This is a genomic window from Leifsonia sp. A12D58 (genome assembly GCF_047530025.1).
Classification (GTDB): domain Bacteria; phylum Actinomycetota; class Actinomycetes; order Actinomycetales; family Microbacteriaceae; genus Cryobacterium.
In genome coordinates this window covers 403789-428626 of sequence record NZ_JBLJAT010000002.1, presented here as the reverse complement: position 1 = coordinate 428626, position 24838 = coordinate 403789, and the positions used below count along the sequence as shown (strand labels likewise).

Here is a 24838-nt window from a genome sequence, read left to right as displayed (position 1 = left end):
ACGTCTGTGTGGCGGTCGACGCGACAAGCGCTTCACCGTGCGCAATGTCACTGATCATTTCAGAGCGGCGCCGGTTACCCCTACAGGTTGATCATGTGGCCAGTGAGTCCATGGAACGCCTCTTGCAGCGCTTCGCTCAGCGTCGGATGAGTGTGCACGTTGCGTGCGAGCTCGAGCGCAGTGAGGTCCCATTTCTGAGCGAGGGTGAGCTCGGGCAGCAGCTCGGCCACATCGGCCCCGATCAGGTGGCCGCCGAGCAGTTCACCGTACTTCGCGTCGGCGACGAGCTTGACGAAGCCGCCCGGTTCGCCCAGGCCCTGCGCCTTGCCGTTTGCGGTGAACGGGAACTTCGCCACGCGCACGTCATACCCTTCGTCGCGCGCCTGCTGCTCGGTGAGTCCGAACGAGGCGACCTGCGGCTGGCAGAACGTCGCGCGCGGCATCATCCGGTAGTCGCCGAGCGCCATGGTTTCCGCTACCCCAATTGTCTCGGCCGCCACGACCCCCTGAGCCTCGGCGACGTGTGCGAGCATCAGCTTCGCGGTGACATCACCGATGGCGTAGATGTGCGGCACGGTGGTGCGCATGTAGTCGTTGATCTCAATCGCTCCCCGGTCGGTCAGAGCCGCACCGGTGGTTTCGAGTCCGAAGCCGTTCACACGCGGTGCAAAGCCCACCGACATCAGCACCTTGTCGGCCTGGAGACTGAAACGCTCACCGGATGCCGCGGCGTAGGTGACGGTGACCGCACTGCCGTCATCGACGACGGTTTCGACCTTCGTGGACGTGAGGATCTCGATGCCCAGCTTCTTGTATTGCCGCGTGATCTCTTTCGACACGTCGATGTCTTCGTTGGGCAGGGCGCGATCCAGATACTCGACGATCGTGACGTCGACACCGTAGCTCTTCAGTACGTAGGCGAATTCCATACCGATGGCTCCTGCGCCAACGATCACCATTGAGCGTGGCAGCGCCCGCGTGAGGATCTGCGTTTCGTAGGTCACCACATTCTCGCTGAGCTCGACGCCCGGAAGCAGGCGCACCGTCGAACCGGTGGCGATGATCACATCACCGAAAGTGACGGTTTCAGTGCCGCCGCCGGTGAGGGCAACCTCGATCGTCTGGGCATCGGTGAATGAACCGTGCCCGTCGATCTCGGTGATGCCATTCTTCTTCATCAGAAAGTGCACCCCCTTCACCCGGCCGTCGGCCACCGTGCGGCTGCGGTCATACGCGACGCCGTAGTCGAACGCGATGTCGCCCGAGATTCCGAACAGCTCGGCCTGGTGAGTGAAGATATGGGCGAGTTCAGCGTTGCGCAGCAGTGCCTTCGACGGAATGCAGCCCACGTTCAGGCACACTCCACCCCAGTATTGCTGCTCGATTACTGCAATTTTCAGGCCGAGCTGGGCGGCGCGGATCGCGGCTACGTACCCGCCGGGACCGGCACCGAGAACAACGACGTCGAAGTGGATGCTCATGGGTTACTCCTTCTGTAGGAGGTTCTATCTCTGTCCAGCATGCCAGCGGGTATTGAAATCGTCACGGGTCTCACCGACATTGCCGGGTTCAGGGCGCAGCGGTTGGTCTGGCGCGACCACAGTGGATGCATAACTCCTGCTGGATGGCGCGTGGGCCGACAGCCGCCGCAGGATTCCGGGGACGTTACCGACGCAGGTGGCAAATTGCAGGAGTTATGCAGATGCAATGGGCGCAAAAACCTCCTGGCCAGTGACGACGTTGTCATCACTGCAACCCAGGAGGCTCTCGGCGATCAGGCGATCAGGCGATCAGGCGATCAGATGGTTAGGCGACCAAGCTCGGGTAGTCGGTGTAGCCCTCGGCGCCTGAGCCGTAGAAGGTCGACTGGTTCGGCTCGTTCTCCAACAGAGATCCCTGCCAGCGCTCGACCAGGTCGGGGTTGGCGATCACCAGACGACCGACGGCGACAGCGTCGGCGTGGGAGGCCTCAACGAGCGCGATCGCCTCGGCGCGAGTGGTGATGCGGCTGAATCCGCTGTTGGCGATGAATCCGCCGCCGAAGCGCGTGCGCAGATCCTGCACCAGATCGCCGGCCGGGTCGCTGTGCAAGACGCTCAGGTATGCCAGGCCCAGCGGTGCAATGCCATCGACGACGGCATCGTAGGTTGCCTTCGACTCCTCAAGGTCGGTCTCGAACACATCCTGGATGTTGTGCATCGGCGACAGGCGGATGCCGACGCGCGCGGCGCCGACGGCCTCGGCCACGGCTTCGGTCACTTCGATGACGAATCGAGCTCGGTTCGTCGGAGTCTGGCCGTAGCCGTCCTCGCGCACGTTCGAGACGGGTGATAGAAACTCGTGCAGCAGGTATCCGTTTGCGCCGTGGATTTCCACGCCGTCGAATCCGGCGCGCATGGCGTTCTTCGCTCCACTGACGAATTCGTCGCGCACTGTCGCAAGCTCGTCGGTCGTCAGCGCATGGGGAACCGGGTATGCGACCTTTCCGGTCGCGGTGTGGGTCTCACCGGCGATGGCGATGGCGCTCGGAGCGACAATGCGCTCGGTGCCGGTGATCTCAGTGTGTGAGACGCGACCGGAGTGCATGAGCTGCATCACGATGCGTCCGCCCTTGGCATGAACGGCGTCGGTGACCGCGCGCCATCCGTCAACCTGCTCGTCGGTGACGATGCCGGGCTGCCCTGGGTACGCACGGGACTCGTGGCTGGGGTAGGTGCCCTCTGTGATGATCAGGCCGACGGATGCGCGCTGCGCGTAGTGCTCGGCCACCAATGCGCCGGGCACGCCGGCTTCGCCGGAGCGCGTCCGTGTCAGGGGTGCCATGACGACGCGGTTCGACAGCTGCAGGTCGCCGAGTGCGAGCGGGGAGAACAAATCCATTGATAGTGCCTTTCAATTTGTGGGGCGCCGTTCAGAGCTCTTCCGCAGCTCAGCGCAGCTGAGCGCGGGGCGGCCGCTGGCCGGCGCATCCCTTCCGCGGACGGAGGAATGCTGCATCGCGGCCAAATCGCGCGTGGGAACAAAAACAGGCGCGTCACCCATTGTTGCTCACGAATGTAATGCGCGCAAACAACTAATTCCGCGCATGGCGAACCCGGTGTTGGCCTAGCGGTAGTCGAGCATAACTCCTGCAACGCGCGCCTAGCTGACTTCAGCAGTTGCTACGAATCGGTTCCGCGTTGCTACGAGTTAGCTCCGCGATTACTGCGACGGATTTCTTTCGGAGCACGCCCGCCGAGGAACGACTTGCCCGAATCCACGAGGAATCCCTGGCGCAACGCCTCTCGGCCGATGAGCATTCGGAAACCCATTTGGTCGCGGTTCGTCAGCGTCGTCTCAGTCGTGATCGTGCGCCCGAAAAGCTCGACTTTCAGCAGCACGACGATGCGTTCAGCGCTATGGCCAGAAGAGCTGCGTACCGAGCGGCGGTCGTGAACCGGGCATTCGACCAGCACGGCATCCGCTTCAGAGCGCTGCCACGGTTTCACGCGAAAACGCACGCGGTCGCTGCCGTCTTCGCCGGTAAATTCTTCGATGTCAAAGGCGTGCAGAGCTGAACTGCGTGCACCCGTGTCGAGCTTTGCCTTGATCCAGGGCACGCCGATACTCGGCAGGCCGATCCACTCGCGCCAGCCCGCGATGGTGGTTGAATAGACGGGTTCTCTCACTCCTTTATCTTGGCAGGCTCAACCGATGAAACTGGCTATCCTCTCGCGCGCCCCACAGGCCTATTCAACTCAGAGGCTCAAAGCAGCCGGCTTACAACGCGGTCATCAGGTGAAGGTACTGAACACACTGCGCTTCGCCATTGATCTGTCTGGCCCTGAGCCCGATCTGCAGTATCGCGGTCGGCTTTTGTCGGACTACGACGCGATTCTGCCGCGCATCGGCAACTCGATCACCTACTTCGGCACAGCCGTCGTTCGTCAGTTCGAGCAGATGGATGTCTACACGCCCAACACCGCGAATGGCATCTCCAATGCCCGCGACAAGCTGCGTGCCAGCCAGATCCTGTCCCGCCACGACATCGCCATGCCCGCGACGGCGTTCGTGCACAGCCGGGCAGATGTGCGTCTGGCCATCGAGCGAGTCGGTGGAGCTCCCGTCGTCATCAAGCTTCTCGAGGGAACTCAGGGCATCGGCGTCATCCTGGCGCCCGAGGTGAAAGTCGCCGAGGCGATCATCGAGACACTGCATTCGACCAAACAGAACGTGCTGATCCAGAGCTTCATCTCGGAGAGCCGTGGCCGTGACATCCGCGCACTCGTCGTCGGCGACCGCGTGGTTGCGGCGATGCGCCGAGTCGCCAGCGGCGATGAGTTCCGCTCGAACGTGCACCGTGGTGGCACAGTCGAGCCTGTCGAGCTGAGCCCCGAGTACACCCGAGCAGCCGTGCGGGCCGCTCAGATCATGGGCCTGCGCGTGGCCGGTGTTGACATGCTCGAGGGCAACGACGGCCCCCTGATCATGGAGGTCAACTCGTCACCGGGCCTCGAAGGCATCGAGCGCGCAACAGGACTGGATGTCGCCGGTGCGATCATCGACTACATCGCCGACCAGGTCGGGTTCCCCGAGATTGACGTTCGACAGCGCCTCAGCGTCTCGACGGGTTATGGCGTTGCAGAGATCGTTGTCTACAGCAACGCTGATTTCGTCGGCAAGCGACTGATGGATTCCGGACTGGGCGAGCGCGACATCACCGTGCTCACGCTGCACAGGGGCACTACAGTCATGCCCAACCCCAAGGGCGATCTGGTGCTCGAAGCCAGCGACAGGCTGCTCTGTTTTGGCAAGCTCGACGAGATGCGCTCGATGGTGCCCGAACGCCGTCGCCGACGCGCCAAGGTGCGCAAGCTTCCCAAGGAGCCGATCCCGGCACCCGGATCTGCTCTCGGTCCTGTGTCAGCACCCGCGGTCTAGCCGCCAGTCTGCGGTACTCAGCTGACAGTAATCAACTCGCGGCATTTACGCGGGTTCTGTGGCGGCAAAAGATCGAAGGAAGTGGCGCACGAGGCGTCGTGCTGCGGCCTCGGCGTCGGTGGTTGCCAAGCTTGCGGCACCGGCATTTGCCTCGATCAGCAGCACGACGTCATCCCAGCCAATATCCGCTGCGACAGCGCCTTGCTGCTGAGCTCGAGAAATGATCCGCTCGAGTATCGCCCTGGCGGTGGCTCGTTGGGCCTCGAACGAGCTTCCGCGCAGGAATGCGTGGACGACAAGCTCGGCACAGACCTGATCGTGGGCCTGCTGCACGCAGGCATTTTCGAGAAGTGTTGTCAATGCCAGCCAGGCGTCGTCGGCCTGCTCTGCCTGGTGGATGGCGTTCATCCATCCGCCTAGCTGGCGTTCGAAGACGGCGTCGACGAGAGCGTCTTTCGACGGGAACCGACGCGAGAGCGTCGCTGCGCCCACGCCGGCACGCCTGGCGATCTCTGACATGGGGATCGCCAAACCATCGGTCGCATACAGCTCTGCGGCAGCGTCGATGATTCGCTCACGATTATCGCGGGCGTCGGCTCGAAGGGTCATGGTGACAGCCTACCCAAATGGTTGACCGCTTTCACTTAGTGCTAGCGTGACCAAGTGGAAGAGCACTTTCACTTCGGACCCACCTCACTCAGGAGCCGCCATGCGCGCCGCACAGATCATCCGTTTCGGCGATTGGCGCGCTGTCGCCGTCACCACGACCGCTGTGCCTGAACCAGGCGACGGTGAAGTTCTCGTTCGCGTAAGCGCATCGAGCCTGAACACCGTTGACGTGGTGCGCCGCGATGGTCGGCTCAGGATGCTGACGGGTCGCCGGTTGCCGCAGGGGCTGGGGATCGACATGGTCGGCACCGTCGAGCGCACCGGAGCAGGAGTGCAGGGCTTCGGCCCAGGCGATCGGGTCTGGGGAATCCGGTCAGACACCGCCGGCATGAAGAATCCGACAGGACTGACCGCCGACTATGCCGTCGCCCACGCGCACCAGATAGCGAGTGCTCCACACACTCTTGACGACGTGCAGGCCGCAGCCTTCGCCGTCGGCGGATACACCGCGCTGCGGGCACTGCGGGATGTCGCACGCCTTCAGCCGGGTGAACGCGTTCTGATCCGCGGCGGTACAGGGGGAGTCGGCAGCGCCGCCGTGCAGATCGCTGCCGCGCTCGGCGGACGAGTGGCCGTCTTGGCCTCTGCTCGCAACGAGCAGATCGCACGAGACCTCGGCGCGCAGGAATTCTTCGACTACGCGACGGCCAGCCCGGCATTGGTCGGGCCGACGGATGTGATCCTCGACACCGTCGGCACCGACCTGCTGCGGTGGCGACGGCTGCTCACCCCGCAGGGGCGAATGGTGGGAGTGGCGTTCAACTCGGCGGCGGGCCTAGCCACCATCGCGGCGTCGATTGTCTTTGGCCCGCGTCGCATCCGCACCTTCGCTGGAGAACCACCGCCAGGTTCTCTCGCCTGCGTGACCAGTTTTGCCGAGACCCATGGTCTCCGGGCGCTCGTTCACGGAACGTTCCCCCTCGAAGATCTTCAGGACGCCCACCGCACCTTCGACGCTCAGGCGCTGCGGGGGAAAATCGTCATCACCGTCGCATCCTGACTGGTCGAGGGTTCGCGGACGCCTCGCGTCACGCCGCCCGGCCCCAAACTGCCCTCGCGTCGTAGTCTGGAGACAGATCGCATCAGCGCAAGATGCAATCCAACAGGTAGCAAAAGATCAAGTGAGAAGCACTCCATGGGAACGACCAACCACGATCTGACAAGTCCAGAGATCAACGTCCAGCGGGTCATGCACACGGGAACCGCCTGGTTCGCCGTCACCGTGGGGGCAGTAGCGGTCGTGTCAGGTCTGCTGCTCGCCAGCGGATGGCGCCCTGCCGTACTCTCAACGGTACTCAGAGTTCTCTGGTGGATCGGCTCAGGACTCGTCGCACTCAGTATCGGGCTGATCGGGTGGTCTGGCTGTCCGATCCTCGAGGTGTCGGTGCCTGTCGCCGACCGCAACAAGTCACGAACCATGCAACTCGGGACCTTGCTCTTCATCGTCGGGGGAGCCGCGGCACTCCTCGCCGTGCTGCTCGGTCCCGGCCAATAACGCCCGGCCAATAGCACACCGGGCCAATAACGCCGGGGCAGTAGCGCCCGGCAACTCACGAGAAGGGCCGACGATGCCTGAACTGATGCGGGCCTGGGCGACGGGAGAGACCGCCGGAATTATCGAGCAGGTCGAACGTGCCATCCCTGTACCCGGTGACGACGAAGTGCTGGTTGCCGTGCTCGTCTGCGGCATTTGTCGCACCGATCTGCACGTGATCGACCACGACATCCCGGTGCATCACCCCGCTGTCATACCGGGTCACCAGGTGATCGGACGCGTTGTAGGCACCGGCCCGCGCGTATCGACATTGCAGGAGGGCGACCTGATCGGCATCGCCTGGCTGCGCCGCACCTGCGGAGTCTGCGAGTGGTGCAGGTCGGGAGCGGAGAACCTCTGCCCCTTCTCCGAATACACGGGGTGGGATGCCGACGGTGGGTACGCCGAGTACGCCACGGTACCCGAGGCATATGCGTACCGGCTGCCCGCGGACACCGACCCATACGAAACGGCGCCATTGCTCTGCGCCGGAATCATCGGCTTTCGGGCGCTGCGCAGGGCCAACCTGCCGCCGGGCGGAGTGCTCGGCATTTATGGATTCGGTTCGAGCGCCCACATCACGGCGCAGCTGGCGATGGCCAGTGGTGCGCGCGTATTCGCGATGACGCGCGGGGAGCGCAACAGGGCGCTGGCGGCCGAACTCGGTGTCGCCTTCGTCGCTGAGGCGACAGCGCAGCCGCCCGAGCCGCTTGACTCCGCCATCATCTTCGCCCCGGCCGGAGAGCTGGTACCCGTGGCGCTGGCCGCAACGAAGGCCGGCGGGACAGTCGCGCTGGCTGGCATCCACATGTCGGACATTCCGCAGATGGACTATTCGTCGACACTCTTTCACGAGCGTGACCTGCGCACGGTCACGGCGAATACCCGGGAAGACGGCATCCGCTTTTTAGAAATTGCACGCAATCTTCAGCTGTCACCAACAGTCTCCCGGGTGCAGTTCGACGGTCTCGGCGAGGCGCTCTCGGCGCTCCGAGATGGCCATGCTTCGGGATCGCTGGTGCTCACCGTCGGTCTCTAGCGATGCAGCCGCCACGTCTCGTGCGAACGTCAAAGCGAGACAGATTGTTCTGGATACGAGTTCGCCGAACATGGTAGAAATGTCGGGCGGTAGACGGATGCGCGGACAATCACCCGATTGTCGAAGCGGATGCCGCGCCCGGCATATATGTCGGGGAGATTGAAAGGATCAGTAATGGGTATCGGTACAGGTATTGCACTGTTCGTCATTGGAGCGATTCTGGCATTCGCCGTCAACGTTGACCTCGGGGGAGTCATCGACCTGGCCCTCATCGGCTACATCCTGATGGGTGCTGGCGTTGTGGTCTTCATCATCAGCCTCGTCCTGGTATCGCGTCGTCGTGAGTCGGTGTCCACCGTGCGCTCAGCGGTCGATCCGGCCAGCGGCGAACAGGTCACTCAGCGCAAGACCGACACTAACGACCCGCTGGTGTAACGCGGTCGCCCAGAGAATCGACGCGCCCTCAGGCAGCTTCTCCCCGCGCGGGAGGGGCTGCCTGAGGGCTTTGATCTTTTCACGGCGGCCACTTCGGCCCGTAAAGTAGGCCGATGTGCCCTTTGCCGACGAACTCATCAGCGACCAGACAGCGCACACACTTGTGCGCATCATCCACAGTGTGACCCCCGACCGTGAGCTGACTGCTCTAAGGGAAGCCCCAGGTATGCTCGGTCCGCTCGGGCTCCGTGAACGTGCGGATCTGCTGCGCGACGCCCTGCTGGCTGATCTGCCCGGGGAGTACACGGACCTTGCGCGCGTGCTGCGCGCAGCGGCACACCAGTCATCCGACTTCACGGGCTGGCTGATCTGGCCCGTGACATCGGCTATCGCGACGAAGGCGGTGGCGGATGGCGTGCCAGCAGCCACGGATGACGCGCTTGCCCTCTTGGCCGAACTGACCGGCCGGCTCACCTCAGAGTTCGCCATCCGTACGCTGCTGCGTCACGACCTCGATCGTGCACTCGAACACGTGCTGGAGTGGACGTCGTCTAAAGACGTGGATGTGCGTCGTCTCGCGTCCGAAGGCACTCGCCCCTATCTGCCCTGGTCGACGCGCGTGCCCCAGATTCAGGCGAATCCCGGCGTCACGCTGCCGATCCTGAATGCGCTGTATCGAGACGAGTCCGAGTACGTGCGCCGCTCGGTAGCCAACCATCTCAACGACATCAGTCGGGATCATCCCGACCTGGTCGTCGAAACTGCCGCACGCTGGATGGCCGCGCCAGACGCGAACACCGAGCGGCTCGTCAAGACTGCACTGCGCACCCTCATCAAAAAGGGTGACGCCGGTGCGCTCGGACTGCTCGGTTTCGCTCCGGCTGCCGTCGAGATCGACGGTCCGATGCTCGACCGCACGACAGTGGGCTTCGGGGAGAGCGTCCGGTTCAGCGCGCTCGTGCGCAACGTGGGCGACGAGCCCGCCAGGCTAGCGATCGACTACATCGTCTATCACCAGAAGGCCAACGGCACCCTGAGTGGCAAGACATTCAAGCTGACAACACAGACGCTCGCGCCCGGTGCCAGCCTCGAGGTTGGCCGCGAGCACTCATTCCGAGCGATCACGACCCGTCGGTATCACCCAGGCGCGCACGCCATCACGCTCCAGATCAACGGGGTGGAGACGCCGCGGGCGGAGTTCAGGTTACGGGCTGCTGACGCCGATGCCGGCGAGTAAGGAAGAGGTGTGCTGCCCGGGCCCGGCGTGCTGGAAGATAGCCCTCCAGCTCACCAGGCCCGTGCAGTATCCGCTCCGTTAAGCCAAGGAGTTTCAGAGCAGCGGGCGCACGCTCGCGTATCCGTCGGTGACCACGCTGGACGGAGTGTCGTAGACACGGGTCTGGCGTGAGCCTTCGGTGTAGCGAGGCCAGCCAGGTTCGCCTGTTTCGATGAACGAGACGACACCGCCGTGCACTTCGTCGGCGAGTCGTTGCGGTGGGTTCGGTCCGGCCAGCGGCTCTATCGCGACCCCGTCGAGGCAATCGAAGAAGAACGGCACGTCGAGGCAGTGCTCGGCAAAGCCGAACGTGCCGGATGGCCACGAGAAGCGGTACACCCAGGTGGGCGCGTCGCCGCGCAGGGCGACAAGTCGTGGCACCGAGGTGCGGAACATCTTGTCTGTGAGGTACCGGCCGGCGATGCGCGCGGTGCCCTTGCGAGCCACGTCGGCGTTCGCCGCAAGATACGGCTTCATGTTCTGCTTCTGCATCCCCAGTTTTTTGAGCATGATCGACTTCGGAATCCAGCGCAGCTTCTTCTGGGCTTCAAAGAAGATCATCGAGAATTCGTCGTCGGTGGCGCCGATGACGAGCGGCTTGTCGGCTCCGATACCGGCCCTGAGCGACTCCTGCGTTGAGCGCCGGATGAGGTCGCCGTCGATGGCCGGGCCCAGTGGCAGCCCCTCGTCGATGACGGCGAGCATCGACTCTGGGCCGAGTTCGGTGGCCTTCTTCTGCAGTTCGAGAATGCGGTCCTCGTCGAGTGCCGAGAAGCCAGCGCGCGTCGGAGCGACTCCGGCAGCGGCGGCGAGGTCACGACCAAACTTTTCGCTCCGATCTGTGGCGATATCGGCGAGTGCGCCAGAGATTGCGTAGACCCCGTGGAAGAGGTGCTGGGCAGCTTCCATGCCGAGCAGGGTGAGAACGGCGCCACCGCCAGCGGACTGGCCCGCGATGGTGACGCGAGCCGGGTCGCCGCCGAATTCGGCGATGTTGTTCTGCACCCATTCCAGGGCGAGAAGCCAGTCCCGCACGCCACGGTTGCTCGGGGCATCCGAGATCCAGCCGAAACCGTCGAACCCGAGTCGGTACGAAAGGGAGACGGTGACCACACCATCGCGGTTGAAGTTGCGGCCGTCGTACCAGGGGCTCGCCGGGGAGCCGGCGAAGTAGCCGCCGCCGTGGATCCAGACGAGTACTGGCAGGCCTTCGCCGGCTGCTGCACGTTCGGGCGATGGCGTAAAGACATTCACATTGAGCGTCGATTCGCCGGGCACACTCGGCTCGGGGATGAGGGTAACTCCGGGGTCGCCGCGCTGGGCGGTCGGCGCGAACTCAAGTGCGTCGAGCACCCCTTCCCACGGACGGCGTGCCACCGGTGCGGCGAACCGCAGCTCGCCAACCGGCGCCTCGGCGAATGGGATCCCGAGGAAGCCGGCTGACCTGGCACGGCCACGGCCGCCGGTCGTCGGACGCCAGCAGCCGCGGACGCGTCCGGCCTGCGTGTCGACTTCGACGAACTCGGCGGTGGCTGATTCGGCTGACGCTGGTTGTTCGGTGGAATGAGGGGAGGGGATGTTCGACATTCGTGGTGCTCCTAACGCACGCTCTTAATGGGGATGGTAGCCAATGCGGCAAGGATCATGAAGACGATTCCGAAGACAAACAGCATCGGATATCAGCCCAACCAGATGATGAGACCGGCGACTGCGGCGCTCATCGCCTGGGGCTGGTGGTGGCGATGTTCAGGAGGCCGAGGTCTTTTGCTGCGGCCACGCCGCCGTTGCTGAGATTGTTCCGGTGGGGATGAACTCGGATACGGGGTAGGGAAATGGGGGTTGCGGGGACATGGGGCTCCTCATCGTCGAGACTGCCGTTAAAGTTGGCCGAGCACCACAAAAACCGAGTGGTGCTCGGTAATGAGTATGCGCTAAAAGCGGCGACACTTCAACGGCGTTTGCGCCTGTCAATCAGCAGCTGCACGACCGGGCGACGCGGCCATAGCGCTGCGCCCCGCTCTTATCTCGCCGATTCCATAGTTAGCGGCGGGCGGTCAACCGAGTGGGGTGCCGAGAAAATAGAATGGGTGCATGACTGATCTGAGCTTGCGCCTGCCGAACCGACGGCTTCGTGCAGTGCTGAACCTGGGAACGAAGAACGCAGCTACAGTGACTCTGCCGCCTCGATTCGCCAAGCCGGTGCTGTTCGCCGACTGGGATGACACCGATGAGTTCTGCGCGCTCTACGTCGAGTTCACCGACGGTCAGCTGCACCTCGAAACGTCTGAGGGCAGGCTTGAGCACCATTTCCACGGCCTCGATGGTGGGCACAAGAACAGCAGCCCGTGGCCGATCGCAGACACCGAGCGTCTGATCGTCTGGGCGAAGCTGCTGCTTACCGATTTCAAAGCACTCATGCCAGAACTTCTTGACGACATCGCGCAGGCTGCAGCCTGGCACGACGAGGGCTACGACCTCTACGTTTGCGAAGTTGAAGAACCCACTCAGCTCGACCTGCTTGAGGTAGAAGTCGAGGGCGAGCTGATGACGCTTCCCTGGCTCGGCGCCGGCAGCGTCGCACACGACCACATCGACGGTGACAACCACCCGATCGCACTGCTCTGGACTCCGGACGGTGCCGAGCCGGATCGTCCCATCGCTCAGGCCTGGCTCGATCCGCGCTCAGGCGCTCCGTTGACCAAGGCGGGTCCAGGGGTGGACTGGACGCTCGTCGGCATGCCCGCAGACGAGGTACTCTCGTGGCTGGAGGGTATTTACCTCAACCACCACGTCATCCCGGATGCCGAGGGCACACTGCTTGCCGCCGTCCTGTCGCGCCTGGGTGGTCTCGACGCCGACTAGGCTCCCGGCCTGCTCGCGCAGGCGGGCGCGACAGCTGCCGCATCGAGTGCGGCATTCCTGTGCCACGCTTGTTGTATGGATCTTGAGGTTTCGAGCGCGCTCACGATTCCCGCACGGGAACTCGGATGGCGATTCTCGCGGTCGAGCGGCCCGGGCGGCCAGCACGTCAATACCTCCGATAGCCGCGTCGAGCTCTCGTGGAACATCGCCGAGTCCGCCGTGCTCTCAGACGACCAGCGCCAGCGGCTGCTCCTGCGCCTCGGGCACCGTCTCGTTGCTGGCGTCATCACCGTGACGGCGTCTGAACAACGCTCGCAGCTGCGCAATCGCGAAACTGCACTGGCCAAGCTCGCGGAGCTCGTGGCCGTAGGGCTTGCACCCGATGCCCCTCATCGCCGGCCGACGAAACCTACCACAGGATCGAAAAGACGGCGGCTGGCCGCGAAAGGGCAGCGCTCGGCGACGAAGCAGCAACGGCAGCGCCCCTCGGGTGACTACTGAGTGCTGATTGCTGGCCGCTGACCGCTGACCGCTGAGTGCTGAGTGCCGAGGGCTGAGTGCTGTCGAGGAGCGCTGGGTCCTGAACGCGAAGGCACGTTCCTAACTGCGGAGATTCTCGCAAATCTGGGCTGATTTGAGTCGACGAGGTGCGATCTGCGCACATTCTCCGTAATGAGGGACAGCCCCGTGGCTGTGGTGGTCTAAGGGTCGCCCAATTTCGCTAGTCCTACACCGCGCGCACTAGCAAAATCGGGCGACCCCTGGAATGTCGTGCGACCGGATCTTGGGGTGAGCGATTGGATGTGGAAAGCGGCTGAGCTCGCGCATCGCTCGGCTACTCGCAGGCGACGCCGTCGCCGTCACGGTCGAGTTTGCGCGAGTATCCGGGGTCGCCGGCATAGATCGGAGCTGCTCCGGCCGCGCGCACTGCGGTGCAGTTCTCGTAGTACGCGCTCGGTGCTGCTGGCGCGGGTGCGGGGGCAGGCTCAGGAGCGGGCGCGGGTGCTGGCTCAGGTGCCGGTGCCACTGGTTCGGGCTCGACGGGCGCGGGCGCTGGTGCGGGCTCGACGATGACCGGGGCCGCATCCGGAGTGAAATCTGAGGCCTGAGCGCGCTGGTCGCCACAGGCGGACAACACCTTCACCATGGCGTCGTGCTCGGCAGCGGTTACCCAGAGTCCGTAGGTGGCCTTCACCGAAACCTGGCGGGCCACGTATTCGCAGCGGAACGACTTGGCCGCCGGCAGCCACGTTGCTGAATCGCCATCACTCTTCTGTGCGTTGGCGGCGCCGTCGACGGCAAGCAGGTTGAGCGGATCGTTGGCGAGCGAGACGCGCTGCGCCTGGCTGAGCTGCTGTGCACCGGTCTGCCACGCGTTCGAGAGCGACACGAGGTGATCAATCTGCACCAGAGAAGACGTACTCGCTCCGCGGACGAAGCTGACGGTTTTGCCGGTATATGGCTCATCGAGGTTGCCGCTCAGAACCTTACATGGGCCGGAGCGCACGATCTCGACGAGGTCGCGGGCCAGGATGTCGTTGCGGGTGTCACAGCCGTTCCTATCGACATCCAGCCAGGCAGTACCGAACACGGCTGATCGGTCATAGCCGGTCTTCGGCGCGCGGCCCTTGACGGGGATCGTCTCCAGCACGGCCAAGGCGGTGGCATCCGTTGCGGTCTTGTCGGCGATCGCGACAGACGCGAGATCGCTGGCCTCTGTCGGAGTCTCCGGGTCGACGGCCGCTTCGTCGGTGAATTCGACGGTGACCCGTGTGGTCGCACTCGGACTCGGGGCCACGACTGTGGGGGCGGATGCCGCGGCCGGGCGGGTGTCGCCACTCGCCGAATCGACGGCATTGCGGCTACCCGCAATCACTGTGCTGAACAAGCCGACAACCAGGCACAGGGCCAGCGTGAGGCTCGCTGCCTTCTTCGAGGCCATGCGGGTCCAGACGATCCGGCCGGTTTTGAGCGTGTACACGGCGGCGATGGCCCCAATGAGGGCAACCATGGCGATGAGTCCTGCCGCGCCACCATTCTCAGCGGCGATCAGCACGAGGATGACGGCGCCGATGATCCAGATCCACTTGTATCGGGAGTTCCAGAATGGCCCTTCGGCCTTTTTTGCGCGGGCCTGCTTGTTCGGGGTGGTCATGGAGCTCTCCTCGGGTAAGACAACCTTCCGAACTTAGTGGGGCGGCACGCATTTTCCGGGAGCGCGGCCGCGTGGCCGTGTCGACGTGACCACTTCGGGGTGTTCGGGTGAGTGATCGCTCACGGCCGTGACCTCGTCTTAGATCCAGCCCTGCTGCCACGCCTTCTCGGCCGCCTCATGGCGCGACGACGCATCAAGTTTTGTCATGGTCGATGACAGGTAGTTGCGCACGGTTCCCGATGCGAGGTGAAGCTGGTCGGCGATCTGTTGAACGCCGACGGTCGCCCGACTCACCCGCAGCACATCGAGCTCCCGGTCGGTGAGCGGGCAGCGCGCGGCTGTCAGAGCGGATGCCGCTATCTCGTGGTCGATGTAGCGCTTGCCAGCAGCGACATCCCGAATCACCACCGCCAGTTCCTCGGCGGGCGTCGATTTCGGAACGAATCCAGACACGCGCGCTTCGAGCGCCCGCCGCAGTACTCCAGGCCTGGCATGCCGCGTCACGATGATAATGCGGGTGTTCACGGTCGAGAGGATGCGCGCGGCCGCCTCGATGCCGTCGGCCTGCGGCATCTCGAGGTCGAGCAGACAGATGTCTGGCTTGGTGTGCTGGGCGAGTTCGACGGCAGTGACACCGTTGTCGGCACTCGCAACCACCTCGATGTCGGGTTCAAGCCCGAGCAGCGCCTCGAGCGCACCCCGAATGAGGTGTTCATCGTCGGCGATGAGCAGGCGAATTGTGCGCTGTTGTTGGATGGTCTCGCTCATGCGTCTGTACCCACCTGTACCTGCACCGATGCCGATGCCGATGCCGATGCCGAAACTACTGATGCAGGCACCTGCCCGACCAGAGTGAACCGACCCCCAGCAGCGGCAGTCGTCAGCGTCCCGCCCACGGCTGTGACTCGATCGCGAAGCCCGACGAGGCCAGAGCCGGCGACCCTGGAGCCATCACGCGGAGAGCCATCACGCGCAAAGTCATCACCCGTAGAAGGGGCGTGCACCACACCATCGTTGCTGATTTCCAGCGTGTGCCTGTCGGCCGTTGACCGAAACTCGATTGTGGCGTGTGTTGCATCGCTGTGGCGCAGGATGTTTGTTGTCGCCTCGCGCACGGTCATTCCGAGTGCGCGGCGGAGGTCAACGTCGGTGGGCAAGGGATCCACGGTGAGCTCGCAGTGGGTACCGGCCGCAGTGAGCACTTCGCGCGCGTTCTCCAACTCGTCATCGAGTGCGACGTCGCGGTAACCCGCCACCAGCAGCCGGGTTTCTTCGAGGGCTTCTTTTGCGATGAGGCGGGTCTCATGGATGTGCACCCTGGCGGCTTCGACGTCGATGGTCAGCATCCGCTCGGCCAGTTCGGATTTGAGTGCAATCACTTGCAGGTGGTGCCCCTGGATGTCGTGCAGATCTGCCGCAAACCGCAGGCGCTCCTGGGTCACCGCGAGTTCCGCAGCCGTGCTGCGATGGCGGTCAAGCTTCACGACGATCTCCCACCACCACAGGCTGCTCAACAACATGGCGGGCAAAACCAGTCCGTAGAACGCCAGCATCCACGAGCCGCGATCGGAGAACACGGTGGTTGTCGTGCCCGAGATGACATAGCTCATGGCAGGGTGGCCCAACAGCAGCACGAACCCAATGCTCAGCAGCACCCGCCGCCGGGGTCTGGGTATGAGACACGCGATCAGGCACAGCGACAACCAGAGCGGAATTCCCAACAACATCGCGCTCGACGGCCTGAACAGGCCGAGAATCCAGATGGATGCTGCGGGCGTGACGAGGGCAACGGTCCACGCGATGTGGGGCAGGCCGCCGCCCCTGCCCACTCGCAGAAACCAGCAATACCGAACGTGGATGCCGGCGGTGATGAGAACAAGCACCATCAGCAGTGCATCGAGTGCGCTTCGTGTGAGCACGAACTCCTGGACCGCGACGATGATGGGCCAGATGTCGAGCACGACGAAGAAAAAGACGATCGAGCTGAGCGTGTATGCCCAGGTGGTGTGCACGCTGCGCACCGGCGCACGGGGGTCGGAACGGGTCATGATCCCCAGAGTAGAGCAGTGACATTTGTCATGGATTTGCCTGCAGATTCGGCACATTACCCGTGACAGCCGGCACTATCTCGCCGCGGCGATTGTCGAAATGATTGATTCTTCGCCGCCGTGTTCTGCGGTTCACTCACTTCCGAAAGGTCCTCATGATTCAGACGCTGCAAGACTTCACCTCCTCGCTGCCCGAGATGCTGCAGTGGGTCGGTGTCATGCTCGCCGCGGCTATCCCGTTCATCGAGTCGTACTTCGGGTCGGTGCTCGGTGTGCTCGCCGGAGTCAACCCGGCTATCGCGATCGCCGCGGCCATCGTGGGCAATGTGCTGTCGATGCTGGTCTTCGTGCTCAGCGCACACGGGATGCGATCGGGAATCGTTCGTGGAAAGGCGACCAGGGAATTGTCGCCGCGGCGGGAGCGCCTGCGTGAAAAGTTCGACAAATATGGGGTTGCCGGCGTGAGCCTGCTGGGCCAGGCGATTCTGCCGAGCCAGATCACGTCAGCAGCAATGGTGTCGTTTGGTGCATCGAAGAACGTCGTCATCTTCTGGCAGATCATTTCGATCATTCTCTGGGGTGTCGCGTTCGGTGTGCTCGCCACGCTCGGCGTCTCGCTCGTGCGCTGACGGGAGGTCCGCGCCTCCGGGCCAGCTTTCCTGCGCCCGCGTCAACCCGCGGGGAGCGGGGAGCTGGCCTGCCTGGCCTGGCTCCATTGCACCAGTGGATGCAGCACACCGATCAGCTGGTCGCCGAACTCGGTGAGGGTGTAGCTGACCATCACCGGTGTGCTGGGTTGTACGTGCCGCTCGATCAGGCCCTCGCGTTCGAGCTCCTGCAGACGAGACGCGAGCAAGCGGTCGGAGATGCCGTCGACCAGTGTGCGGTACTCGGAGAACCGCCGGGCGCCGCGTGCGCTGGCGAGCAGGATCGCGCCGTTCCATTTGCGGCCTACGAGCTCAAGTGACGACTGGAACTCTCGGCACTCATCGTCGTTGATGTGTTCAATCGCATTGTGCTGATTCAAATCTGCCTCGCTTACTATTAGTAAGTAGCTTACCGTCGATTCGTGCGCTCACGAATCTGACTGAACAATAGGGATGTGGAATTGAACTACGGACACCCTCTTCGCTTCGGACTTGCACTTGAGTCGAGCGCACATGACTCGAGTGCAGTCACGACCCTTGTTGAGCGCGGTGTGCTCGCTGACACGCTGGGCTACGACTTCGTCTCGCTCGATGACTCTGCAGCGTTCGACGCCTGGAGCACGCTTTCCTGGATTGCCGGTCGCACCGATCGCATCCAGTTGCTGCCGATCGTCAACCTGGCCCTGCATTCCCCTGCAGTGCTCGGTCGCGCCGCAGCGAGCCTCGACTTGCTCTCTCTCGGGCGTCTGCAGCTCGGGCTCACTCACGATGATGCTGGCGCCATCGGTGAGGCCATCGAGATTATTCGCGGCATCTGGGCCGTCGGCGAAGGGAATCGTCTGCACCAGAGCGGTGCCCACTACCAGATTGATGGTGCCGACCGCGGCCCGGAACCCGCGCATGACGTCCCCATTTTCGTACAGGGAATGGGCGAGCGGATGCTGGGACTGATCGGCTTCATCGCCGACGGCTGGCTGGTGCGGTACCCGGCAGCGCTTGACTCCGGGAACGACGTCATCGACGACGCCGCGAGAGATTATGGCCGCGACCCGCGCGAGATCCGCCGCACACTCGACATCGACCCGGTCGCTGGCTCAACGATCGAGTGGGTTAAACAACTGCTTCCGCTGGTGACAGGTCACGGCGTCGGCGGATTCCGGCTGAAGAGCACCGACCCGGCCACTATCGAGCGCTTCATCACCGAGGTGGCTCCAGCGCTGCGCGAGGCCGCCGACGGTGAGATTCCGGGACTGTCGACGCTGACACCAATCCGTTCTGCTGCGGCACTGGCCCAGCGTGTGGCCGGAATCGACTATGACGCAGTGCCAGCATCGCTCACCGCTGTCGAGCCCGGTGACACCCGATACTCCCGCGTGCGGTCGACGTACATGCGTGGTGGCGCCCCCGGCATCGTGCTGCAACCGAAGTCGGTTCAGGACGTGGCGGATGCCCTTACCTTCGCGCGCGACCACGCCCACCTGCCACTCGGCATCCGCAGCGGTGGACATGGCATCAGCGGTCGCTCGACCAACCAGGGCGGCCTGGTCATTGACGTGTCCGCCCTCAACGCTGTCGAGATCATCGATACCGTTACCCGCCGCGTGCGCGTGGGCCCCGGCGCGACGTGGAGCGATGTCGCTGCAGCAATTGAACCGCACGGCTGGGCGATCAGCTCCGGCGACTATGGCGGGGTCGGGGTTGGTGGCCTCGCTACCGCGGGCGGCATCGGTTTTCTCGGGCGCGCACACGGCCTCACCATCGACCATCTGCGCGCGGTCGACGTGGTGGTTGCCGACGGCCGGATTCTGCGAGCCAGCGAGACCGAAAACCCCGACCTGTTCTGGGCAATGCGCGGGGCTGGCGGCAACTTCGGTATCGCAGTCTCGTTCGAGTTCGAGGCCGCAGAGGTGCCGGGCGTCGGTTGGGCGCAGCTGGTATTCGAAGCTGACGACATCGCAGGGTTCCTGGAGAAATGGGGTGCAACGCTTGAAGCCGCTCCCCGCGACACCACGAGCTTCATTCTGCTCGGTGGCCCTCGCCCAGGTCAGCCGGCATACGCCCAGTTCTTCGGAATGGTCGATTCGACTGACCCCGACACGATCATCAACCGGCTGCAACCCTTCGCAGCGATCGCGCCGATGGTCCAGCAGTCGGTGCAGGTATTGCCATACAGCTCTGCGCTGATGGCGGCGCAGGGTGAGGCGAACGGTGGTCGCGGAGAGCCGGTCAGCCGATCTGGGCTGCTCGCCCACATCACACCGGAATTTGCGGTAGCCGCCGCCCACCTGATTGAGAGCGGTGCCACCTACTTTTTCCAAATCAGGGCGACCGGAGGTGCGGCATCCGATATTGCACCGGATGCCACGGCATACGCGCACCGCACGGCCAACTTCTCCGTCACGGCAATGGGGTCCAATCGTGAACACCTCGATCGTGCGTGGGAATCGCTGTACCCGTTCTTCGATGGCACGTACCTGAGTTTCGAGACCGACCCGCGGCCTGAGCGCCTGCACGACGCATTCCCGCCGGCCACGCTGGATCGGCTGCGCAGGCTCAAACAGGAATACGACCCAGGGCACCTGTTTAAAGACAATTTTCCGGTCGGTGCGCTGCAACCGACTGATACCGACGAAATGAGGATGACTTCATGACCGACTACGGCCACGACCTGCAGTTCGGCGTGTTCATCACGCCCAAGAACAAGCCGGTGATGCACGCTGTCGATCTCGCTGTCATAGCTGACCGGGCAGGACTCGACCTGGCGACGTTCCAGGACCACCCATATCAGCCACGGTTTCACGACACGTGGACTCTGCTGTCGTTCGTGGCGGCGCGCACCGAACATATCCACCTGGGCGGCAACGTGATCAACTTGCCGTTGCGGCATCCCGCGACACTTGCCCGCAGCGCGGCCAGCCTCGATCTGCTGAGCGGAGGCCGTATCGAGCTCGGCCTTGGCGCCGGTGGTTTCTGGGACGCCATCGATGCCATGGGCGGCGGACGCAAGACCCCCGGGGAGTCGATCGAAGCCCTCGAGGAGGGCATCCGCATCATCAAGGACATTTGGGACGTCGAGCAACCGGGCGGCGTGCACTTCAGAGGCAAGCACTACACCGTTGATGGGGCGAAGCGCGGGCCGGCGCCTGCTCACGACGTCGGTATCTGGGTGGGCGCATACAAGCCGCGTATCCTGCGCATGACCGGACGGGTCGGCGACGGCTGGCTGCCGTCGCTCGGCTACCTCAAGGGTGGCCCCGCCGAACTCATTGAAATGAACGCGTTGATTGACGAGGGAGCGGATGCCGTGGGCCGTGATCCACGCGCCATCCGCCGCCTGCTCAACATCGGTGGTGCATTCAGCCAGGCCAATGGTGGGCTGTTGCAGGGTCCGCCCGACCAGTGGGTTGACGAACTGACCGAGATTTCTCTGACCTATGGCATTTCCGGGTTTGTACTTGCTGCCGACGATGCGCAAACGATTGAGCTGTTTGCCCACGAAGTGGCACCCGGTGTTCGCGAGGCTGTTGCAGCAGAGCGCGGCACTCGCTAAGCGATTGTGGCTAGGTGTCTACTGCTCTCGGCTGGGTGCTCCGGGTGAGTTTCGAACGCTAGCTGCACTGCTGGTGGGCGCCACCCGTGTGGCATATCCGTGACTGTTGTGAACTTCCTGTTGACCCGCGGTGTAATGGGTGGACTTAATCAGGATGCAGTTCATGCTCTGCCGAACGACTTTGCTGAATGACTTCGCCGAATGACCCTGCCGAACGACTTCGCTGAACGACTTCGGCTGCGTCGTCCGAGGGCCGGCGTCGAGGCATCAAACGGAAAGTTGGTGGAACCATGAGTACAGCCAAACAAGGCAGTACCAAGACGACTGGTTGGGTCGCCTGGGGCTGGTTTGCAGCAATCATCCTTCTGGTGGCCGGCGCCTTCAGCGTCATCCAGGGACTTGTCGCCATTATCGGGCCGAGCACCTATTACCTCGCAACTGAAGGCGACCTCCTTGTCTTCGACGTGACGGGATGGGGTTGGTGGAACGTCATCGTAGGGGCCCTTCTCATCCTCACTGGCATCGCGCTTTTCGCCGGTCAGACGTGGGCGCGAGTGGTCGCCATCATCCTCGCTGTGCTCAGCGCAATCGGGCAGATGCTCCTCATTCCGGCGCAGCCGTGGTGGACTATCATCGTCATCGCGATCGACGTGCTGGTCATCTACGCCCTGACGGCGCACGGACGTGAACTCAGAGAATAGCCCGTGCTTTGCCGGCACCCGGGAATGTCCGGGACCAGACTGGCCAGACGAGGGGCGCGCCCGGCGACCCTCGTCTAGCCATGTCCCGGGTGGGCAGTCTGGTCGCCGCTCGGCGGGAGAGGATCCACACCTTCAGCACGTACGATCGACACGTGCCTCCCCGTTCTCCTTTACCGCAGCGACTCGGGCTAGACCCCGCGTGGATCCGTACCCCTGACTTTGACCGATTGCATCCGCTGCCGTGGCCGACGATGGGGGAGTGGCTGCACCACAAGCTGTCCGAGTTCATCGATGTTCCCGCCTTCCTAGCCGAGGGACGGTTCGTTTACGAGGCCGGGATCGCTGCCGCGGGCAGTGATCCGTACCGGCCGCACACCTTCGTCTGGTTTCATCGTGACCTTTCCGACGAAACATTCGTGCCGGGGCATATTCACGTGGTCCATCGTGATGAGCGGATTATCGTGATCGACAAACCAGCTTTTCTCTCGTCTATACCGCGTGGCCGTCATGTGCAGCAGAGTGTCGTCGTGCGGCTGCGCGCCGAGCTCGGTCTACCCGAACTCTCGCCACTTCACCGTCTCGACAGGGTGACATCCGGTCTGCTGATCATGGCGACCGAGAAACGGTGGCGTGGGGCGTACCAAACCATGTTCATGCGTGGCGAGGTCGGAAAGACCTACCGTGCCCTCGCCCCGCTGCGGCCGGAGCTTGAGCTGCCTGTCACGGTGCGCAATCACCTCGTCAAGGAGCGCGGTCGGATGCAGGCTGAGGTTGTGCCCGGTGCGCCGGCCAACTCGGAGTCTATGATCGAGCTCGAAACCGTGCAGGATGACGCGGGCATCTATCGCCTGTCACCGGCAACCGGGCGAACACACCAGTTGCGGATGCACATGCTGGGCCTTGGGATTCCCATCAGCGGCGACCCGCTCTATCCGGTCGTGCAGGATGTTGCTGTCGACAACTTCGAGACCCCGCTGCAGCTGTTGGCGAGCGAGATGAGATTCACCGATCCGGTCGACGGGGCGCCGCGTCACTTTGAGAGTGTGCGGTCGCTTCCGTTGCAGAGTGAGGCTGTTGTCGGTTCGGGCTGAGGTACTCCAGCACGAGTCAGTGGGTTCGAGCGCTTCGTTGGCTGTAGGCCCAGGCCCAGAGTATTCCGGCCACGAGAATGATGAGGCCAAGGCCGGCGGACGCTTGACTGTTGACAAACCCAGCGGGGTACAGGAGCCAACAAACGGCAACCATGGTCGTGGTCATCACAAGGGGAGCAATCGCCCGACGATGGATTGATCGCCAGGCCCGACGTGACCGGAGAGAGGTATTCGTTCGGAGCCCGATTACCCCGTTAGGCGGAATCGCGCCCAATGCGCAGAGCACAACGACAAGCAGCACGAATGCTGACACAAATACGCCGATGAGACTCTCAATCACATCCGCATCCTTTCACGAATCACGAATCACGAATCACGAATCACGAATCACGAATCACGAATCACGAATCACGAATCACGAATCACGAATCACGAATCACGAATCACGAATCACGAATCACGAATCACGAATCACGAATCACGAATCACGAATCATGAATCACGAATCATGAATCACGATTGCGAACAGGCGAACCGCGATGCGGGCGCTAGAAGGGTTGATTCTCAGGCACGGGCTTCAATCCCGGCTTCAGCTGTGGGACCTGTATCGGCCGTGCGCTCTGCATCGTCTGTGTGCCCGGGAATTCGATCCGGTTGGCCGGCTCGGTGCTGTACCTTCGGCCGGTTGGTGATGTCCAGTGTAGGGTGCCGTCACCGGATGGATCTTGGGTGACTTTCCATCCTGTTTGGTGTTTGTCTTTGTGGTGTTTGGGGCAGAGATGGGCGAGATTGTTGAGGCTGGTTTCGCCTTCTTCACCGTTTTCATTGAAAGCCACCGTGTGGTCGATGTCGCAGGTTCTCGCTGACCGGTTGCAGCCGGGATCTCGGCAGGTTTCGTCGCGCAGCTGCAGCACCCGACGCAGATCGGACGGGGCCTTGTATTTGTCTCGTCCGACCGAGAGCCAGGCGCCGGTCTCGGGGTGAGTGAGGATGCGGATGAAGCTCGTCGCGTTACCAACCAGTTTGCGGGCGGAATCCATGTCGATGGGTCCGTAGCCCTCGAGGGTGGCGGGTTGCTCGCTCTGGCCCAGCAGGCTGAGCACGGGCATAAGGAGGGCAACATCGGGCTTGATCCCGGACCAGCCGCCGACGCCAGGGCGCCCGCCGGGATCTGACGCGTCGCCGCGGGCGAGGATCAGTTCGGCTGCCACATCGGCCCGTAACTGAGTGAGCGTGCGATCCTCGGTCGGACCCTGCAGGCTCATGCTCACGTCGGTGATCCGGTTAAAGATCGCATAGGCCTGCACCGCCGGCAGATGAATTGCGCGGCAGTCAGTTCGACAGCTTTCGGCAGCATCTTCTCTTCAAGAGCCGCCCGGTTCTCGGCGCTCAACCCAGAGACCTGGTCGATCATGATCGTCGCGTGCCGATAGCTCATTCGGCCCGACTGCAGCACAGCCAACGTCGCGGGAAGTTCATGCACGAGCACCCGCGAGTACTCGACCAGCGTCTCGGTCGTGCGCTCGGGCAACCGGAGTGCTGCGGCGACCTCGGTGACCAGAATCCGCCGCGCCTTGTGCTGTTGGTCGACCGTGTCATCCGCTGCCAACGCAAGCGAACCAAGACGCGCCGCATCGATCGCGACGGCGCGGCTACCTGCAACAGATCCGAGTTGAGAGTCGATGTCGACGACCAAATCTATCTGTTCACTGAAGTGTTCCAGGGGCTGGTTCATACCCCATATTCTCCTCGGCACCACCGACATTCCTGCGGGCAGAAACATCCGCTGACCGGCCCTTGTGCATAACTTTCACAGGCGATCTCTGTGGAGGAGCTGGTGCAACGATTGAGGTGGTGAGGGCGCCAACGATGGCGCGCTGGGAGTATCTGAGACGAACAAGGGTCGGCAAT

Annotated in this window: 25 protein-coding genes; 13 read left to right on the top strand and 12 right to left on the bottom strand. The window is 63.4% G+C overall.

Annotated features, from left to right (window positions below; translation table 11 throughout):
- Nucleotides 1-80: 80 nt before the first annotated feature.
- From lpdA to ACMT3I_RS07865, 3 genes are all read right to left on the bottom strand, one after another.
- Nucleotides 81-1481 carry a dihydrolipoyl dehydrogenase gene (gene lpdA, locus ACMT3I_RS07875; RefSeq protein ID WP_414803914.1) on the bottom strand — a complete coding sequence of 467 codons (1401 nt, stop codon included), beginning with the start codon at nt 1479-1481 and terminating at the stop codon, nt 81-83.
- A 325-nt stretch (nt 1482-1806) separates the two neighbouring features.
- On the bottom strand, nt 1807-2880 hold the full coding sequence (locus ACMT3I_RS07870) for an alkene reductase (RefSeq protein ID WP_414803913.1): 1074 nt from the start codon (nt 2878-2880) through the stop codon (nt 1807-1809).
- 302 nt (nt 2881-3182) lie between these two features.
- Entirely contained in the window at nt 3183-3668 is a 486-nt protein-coding gene (locus tag ACMT3I_RS07865; RefSeq protein WP_414803912.1) for an ATP-dependent zinc protease, read from the bottom strand.
- A gap of 25 nt (nt 3669-3693) precedes the next feature.
- Here ACMT3I_RS07865 and ACMT3I_RS07860 point away from each other — a divergent pair, with 25 nt between their 5' ends.
- Nucleotides 3694-4920, top strand: a complete 1227-nt coding sequence (locus ACMT3I_RS07860; RefSeq protein WP_414803911.1) for a RimK family alpha-L-glutamate ligase — start codon at nt 3694-3696, stop codon at nt 4918-4920.
- Nucleotides 4921-4965: 45 nt separating this feature from the next.
- On the opposite strand, the gene ACMT3I_RS07855 is transcribed toward ACMT3I_RS07860, so the two are convergent.
- On the bottom strand, nt 4966-5529 hold the full coding sequence (locus ACMT3I_RS07855; protein WP_414803910.1) for a TetR/AcrR family transcriptional regulator: 564 nt from the start codon (nt 5527-5529) through the stop codon (nt 4966-4968).
- A 100-nt stretch (nt 5530-5629) separates the two neighbouring features.
- Between ACMT3I_RS07855 and ACMT3I_RS07850 the strand changes: the two genes are divergently transcribed.
- The 5 genes from ACMT3I_RS07850 to ACMT3I_RS07830 all read left to right on the top strand — a co-directional run bounded on the left by ACMT3I_RS07850 (nt 5630) and on the right by ACMT3I_RS07830 (nt 9834).
- A complete protein-coding gene (locus tag ACMT3I_RS07850) occupies nt 5630-6589 on the top strand; it encodes an NAD(P)-dependent alcohol dehydrogenase (protein WP_414803909.1) in 960 nt (319 codons plus the stop codon).
- Between the two features lie 135 nt (nt 6590-6724).
- Complete coding sequence (locus ACMT3I_RS07845) at nt 6725-7084, top strand: hypothetical protein (RefSeq protein ID WP_414803908.1); 360 nt, start codon at nt 6725-6727, stop codon at nt 7082-7084.
- 73 nt (nt 7085-7157) lie between these two features.
- Nucleotides 7158-8162, top strand: a complete 1005-nt coding sequence (locus tag ACMT3I_RS07840) for a zinc-dependent alcohol dehydrogenase family protein (RefSeq protein WP_414803907.1) — start codon at nt 7158-7160, stop codon at nt 8160-8162.
- A 174-nt stretch (nt 8163-8336) separates the two neighbouring features.
- The gene (locus ACMT3I_RS07835) at nt 8337-8597 is read left to right on the top strand and encodes a DUF6458 family protein (protein ID WP_414803906.1); all 261 of its coding nucleotides are present in this window, start codon (nt 8337-8339) and stop codon (nt 8595-8597) included.
- A gap of 115 nt (nt 8598-8712) precedes the next feature.
- A complete protein-coding gene (locus ACMT3I_RS07830) occupies nt 8713-9834 on the top strand; it encodes a DNA alkylation repair protein (protein ID WP_414803905.1) in 1122 nt (373 codons plus the stop codon).
- Nucleotides 9835-9927: 93 nt separating this feature from the next.
- Here ACMT3I_RS07830 and ACMT3I_RS07825 read toward each other — a convergent pair whose 3' ends face one another.
- Nucleotides 9928-11460 carry a carboxylesterase/lipase family protein gene (locus ACMT3I_RS07825; protein ID WP_414803904.1) on the bottom strand — a complete coding sequence of 511 codons (1533 nt, stop codon included), beginning with the start codon at nt 11458-11460 and terminating at the stop codon, nt 9928-9930.
- 504 nt (nt 11461-11964) lie between these two features.
- On the opposite strand from ACMT3I_RS07825, the gene ACMT3I_RS07820 reads away from it, so the two are divergent.
- Nucleotides 11965-12735, top strand: coding sequence for a hypothetical protein (locus tag ACMT3I_RS07820; RefSeq protein ID WP_414803903.1), 771 nt, complete (start codon nt 11965-11967; stop codon nt 12733-12735).
- Nucleotides 12736-12810: 75 nt separating this feature from the next.
- Nucleotides 12811-13236 carry an alternative ribosome rescue aminoacyl-tRNA hydrolase ArfB gene (gene arfB, locus ACMT3I_RS07815; protein ID WP_414803902.1) on the top strand — a complete coding sequence of 142 codons (426 nt, stop codon included), beginning with the start codon at nt 12811-12813 and terminating at the stop codon, nt 13234-13236.
- A 334-nt stretch (nt 13237-13570) separates the two neighbouring features.
- On the opposite strand, the gene ACMT3I_RS07810 is transcribed toward arfB, so the two are convergent.
- The 3 genes from ACMT3I_RS07810 to ACMT3I_RS07800 form a co-directional block, all read right to left on the bottom strand.
- Entirely contained in the window at nt 13571-14890 is a 1320-nt protein-coding gene (locus ACMT3I_RS07810) for a DUF1524 domain-containing protein (protein WP_414803901.1), read from the bottom strand.
- Nucleotides 14891-15028: 138 nt separating this feature from the next.
- Nucleotides 15029-15658 (bottom strand): response regulator transcription factor, encoded by a 630-nt coding sequence (locus ACMT3I_RS07805; RefSeq protein ID WP_414803900.1) that lies wholly within the window; start codon nt 15656-15658, stop codon nt 15029-15031.
- Entirely contained in the window at nt 15655-16938 is a 1284-nt protein-coding gene (locus tag ACMT3I_RS07800) for a sensor histidine kinase (RefSeq protein WP_414803899.1), read from the bottom strand. The genes ACMT3I_RS07805 and ACMT3I_RS07800 overlap by 4 nt, the downstream gene beginning before the upstream one ends.
- Nucleotides 16939-17093: 155 nt before the next feature.
- Here ACMT3I_RS07800 and ACMT3I_RS07795 point away from each other — a divergent pair, with 155 nt between their 5' ends.
- Nucleotides 17094-17567, top strand: coding sequence for a hypothetical protein (locus ACMT3I_RS07795; RefSeq protein WP_414803898.1), 474 nt, complete (start codon nt 17094-17096; stop codon nt 17565-17567).
- Nucleotides 17568-17608: 41 nt separating this feature from the next.
- On the opposite strand, the gene ACMT3I_RS07790 is transcribed toward ACMT3I_RS07795, so the two are convergent.
- The gene (locus ACMT3I_RS07790) at nt 17609-17965 is read right to left on the bottom strand and encodes a winged helix-turn-helix transcriptional regulator (RefSeq protein ID WP_414803897.1); all 357 of its coding nucleotides are present in this window, start codon (nt 17963-17965) and stop codon (nt 17609-17611) included.
- A gap of 75 nt (nt 17966-18040) precedes the next feature.
- Between ACMT3I_RS07790 and ACMT3I_RS07785 the strand changes: the two genes are divergently transcribed.
- The 4 genes from ACMT3I_RS07785 to ACMT3I_RS07770 all read left to right on the top strand — a co-directional run bounded on the left by ACMT3I_RS07785 (nt 18041) and on the right by ACMT3I_RS07770 (nt 22927).
- Nucleotides 18041-20236, top strand: a complete 2196-nt coding sequence (locus tag ACMT3I_RS07785) for an LLM class flavin-dependent oxidoreductase (protein ID WP_414803896.1) — start codon at nt 18041-18043, stop codon at nt 20234-20236.
- Nucleotides 20233-21135 carry an LLM class flavin-dependent oxidoreductase gene (locus tag ACMT3I_RS07780; RefSeq protein ID WP_414803895.1) on the top strand — a complete coding sequence of 301 codons (903 nt, stop codon included), beginning with the start codon at nt 20233-20235 and terminating at the stop codon, nt 21133-21135. The genes ACMT3I_RS07785 and ACMT3I_RS07780 overlap by 4 nt, the downstream gene beginning before the upstream one ends.
- A gap of 290 nt (nt 21136-21425) precedes the next feature.
- Nucleotides 21426-21836 carry a hypothetical protein gene (locus ACMT3I_RS07775; RefSeq protein WP_414803894.1) on the top strand — a complete coding sequence of 137 codons (411 nt, stop codon included), beginning with the start codon at nt 21426-21428 and terminating at the stop codon, nt 21834-21836.
- 152 nt (nt 21837-21988) lie between these two features.
- Nucleotides 21989-22927, top strand: a complete 939-nt coding sequence (locus ACMT3I_RS07770) for a pseudouridine synthase (RefSeq protein ID WP_414803893.1) — start codon at nt 21989-21991, stop codon at nt 22925-22927.
- A gap of 16 nt (nt 22928-22943) precedes the next feature.
- Here ACMT3I_RS07770 and ACMT3I_RS07765 read toward each other — a convergent pair whose 3' ends face one another.
- The 3 genes from ACMT3I_RS07765 to ACMT3I_RS07755 form a co-directional block, all read right to left on the bottom strand.
- Nucleotides 22944-23213, bottom strand: a complete 270-nt coding sequence (locus tag ACMT3I_RS07765) for an SdpI family protein (RefSeq protein WP_414804038.1) — start codon at nt 23211-23213, stop codon at nt 22944-22946.
- A 262-nt stretch (nt 23214-23475) separates the two neighbouring features.
- Nucleotides 23476-24234 (bottom strand): hypothetical protein, encoded by a 759-nt coding sequence (locus tag ACMT3I_RS07760; RefSeq protein WP_414803892.1) that lies wholly within the window; start codon nt 24232-24234, stop codon nt 23476-23478.
- Nucleotides 24195-24662: a hypothetical protein gene (locus tag ACMT3I_RS07755; RefSeq protein WP_414803891.1), complete on the bottom strand. Its 468-nt coding sequence runs from the start codon at nt 24660-24662 to the stop codon at nt 24195-24197. Before ACMT3I_RS07755 ends, ACMT3I_RS07760 begins: the two co-directional genes overlap by 40 nt.
- Nucleotides 24663-24838: the final 176 nt, after the last annotated feature.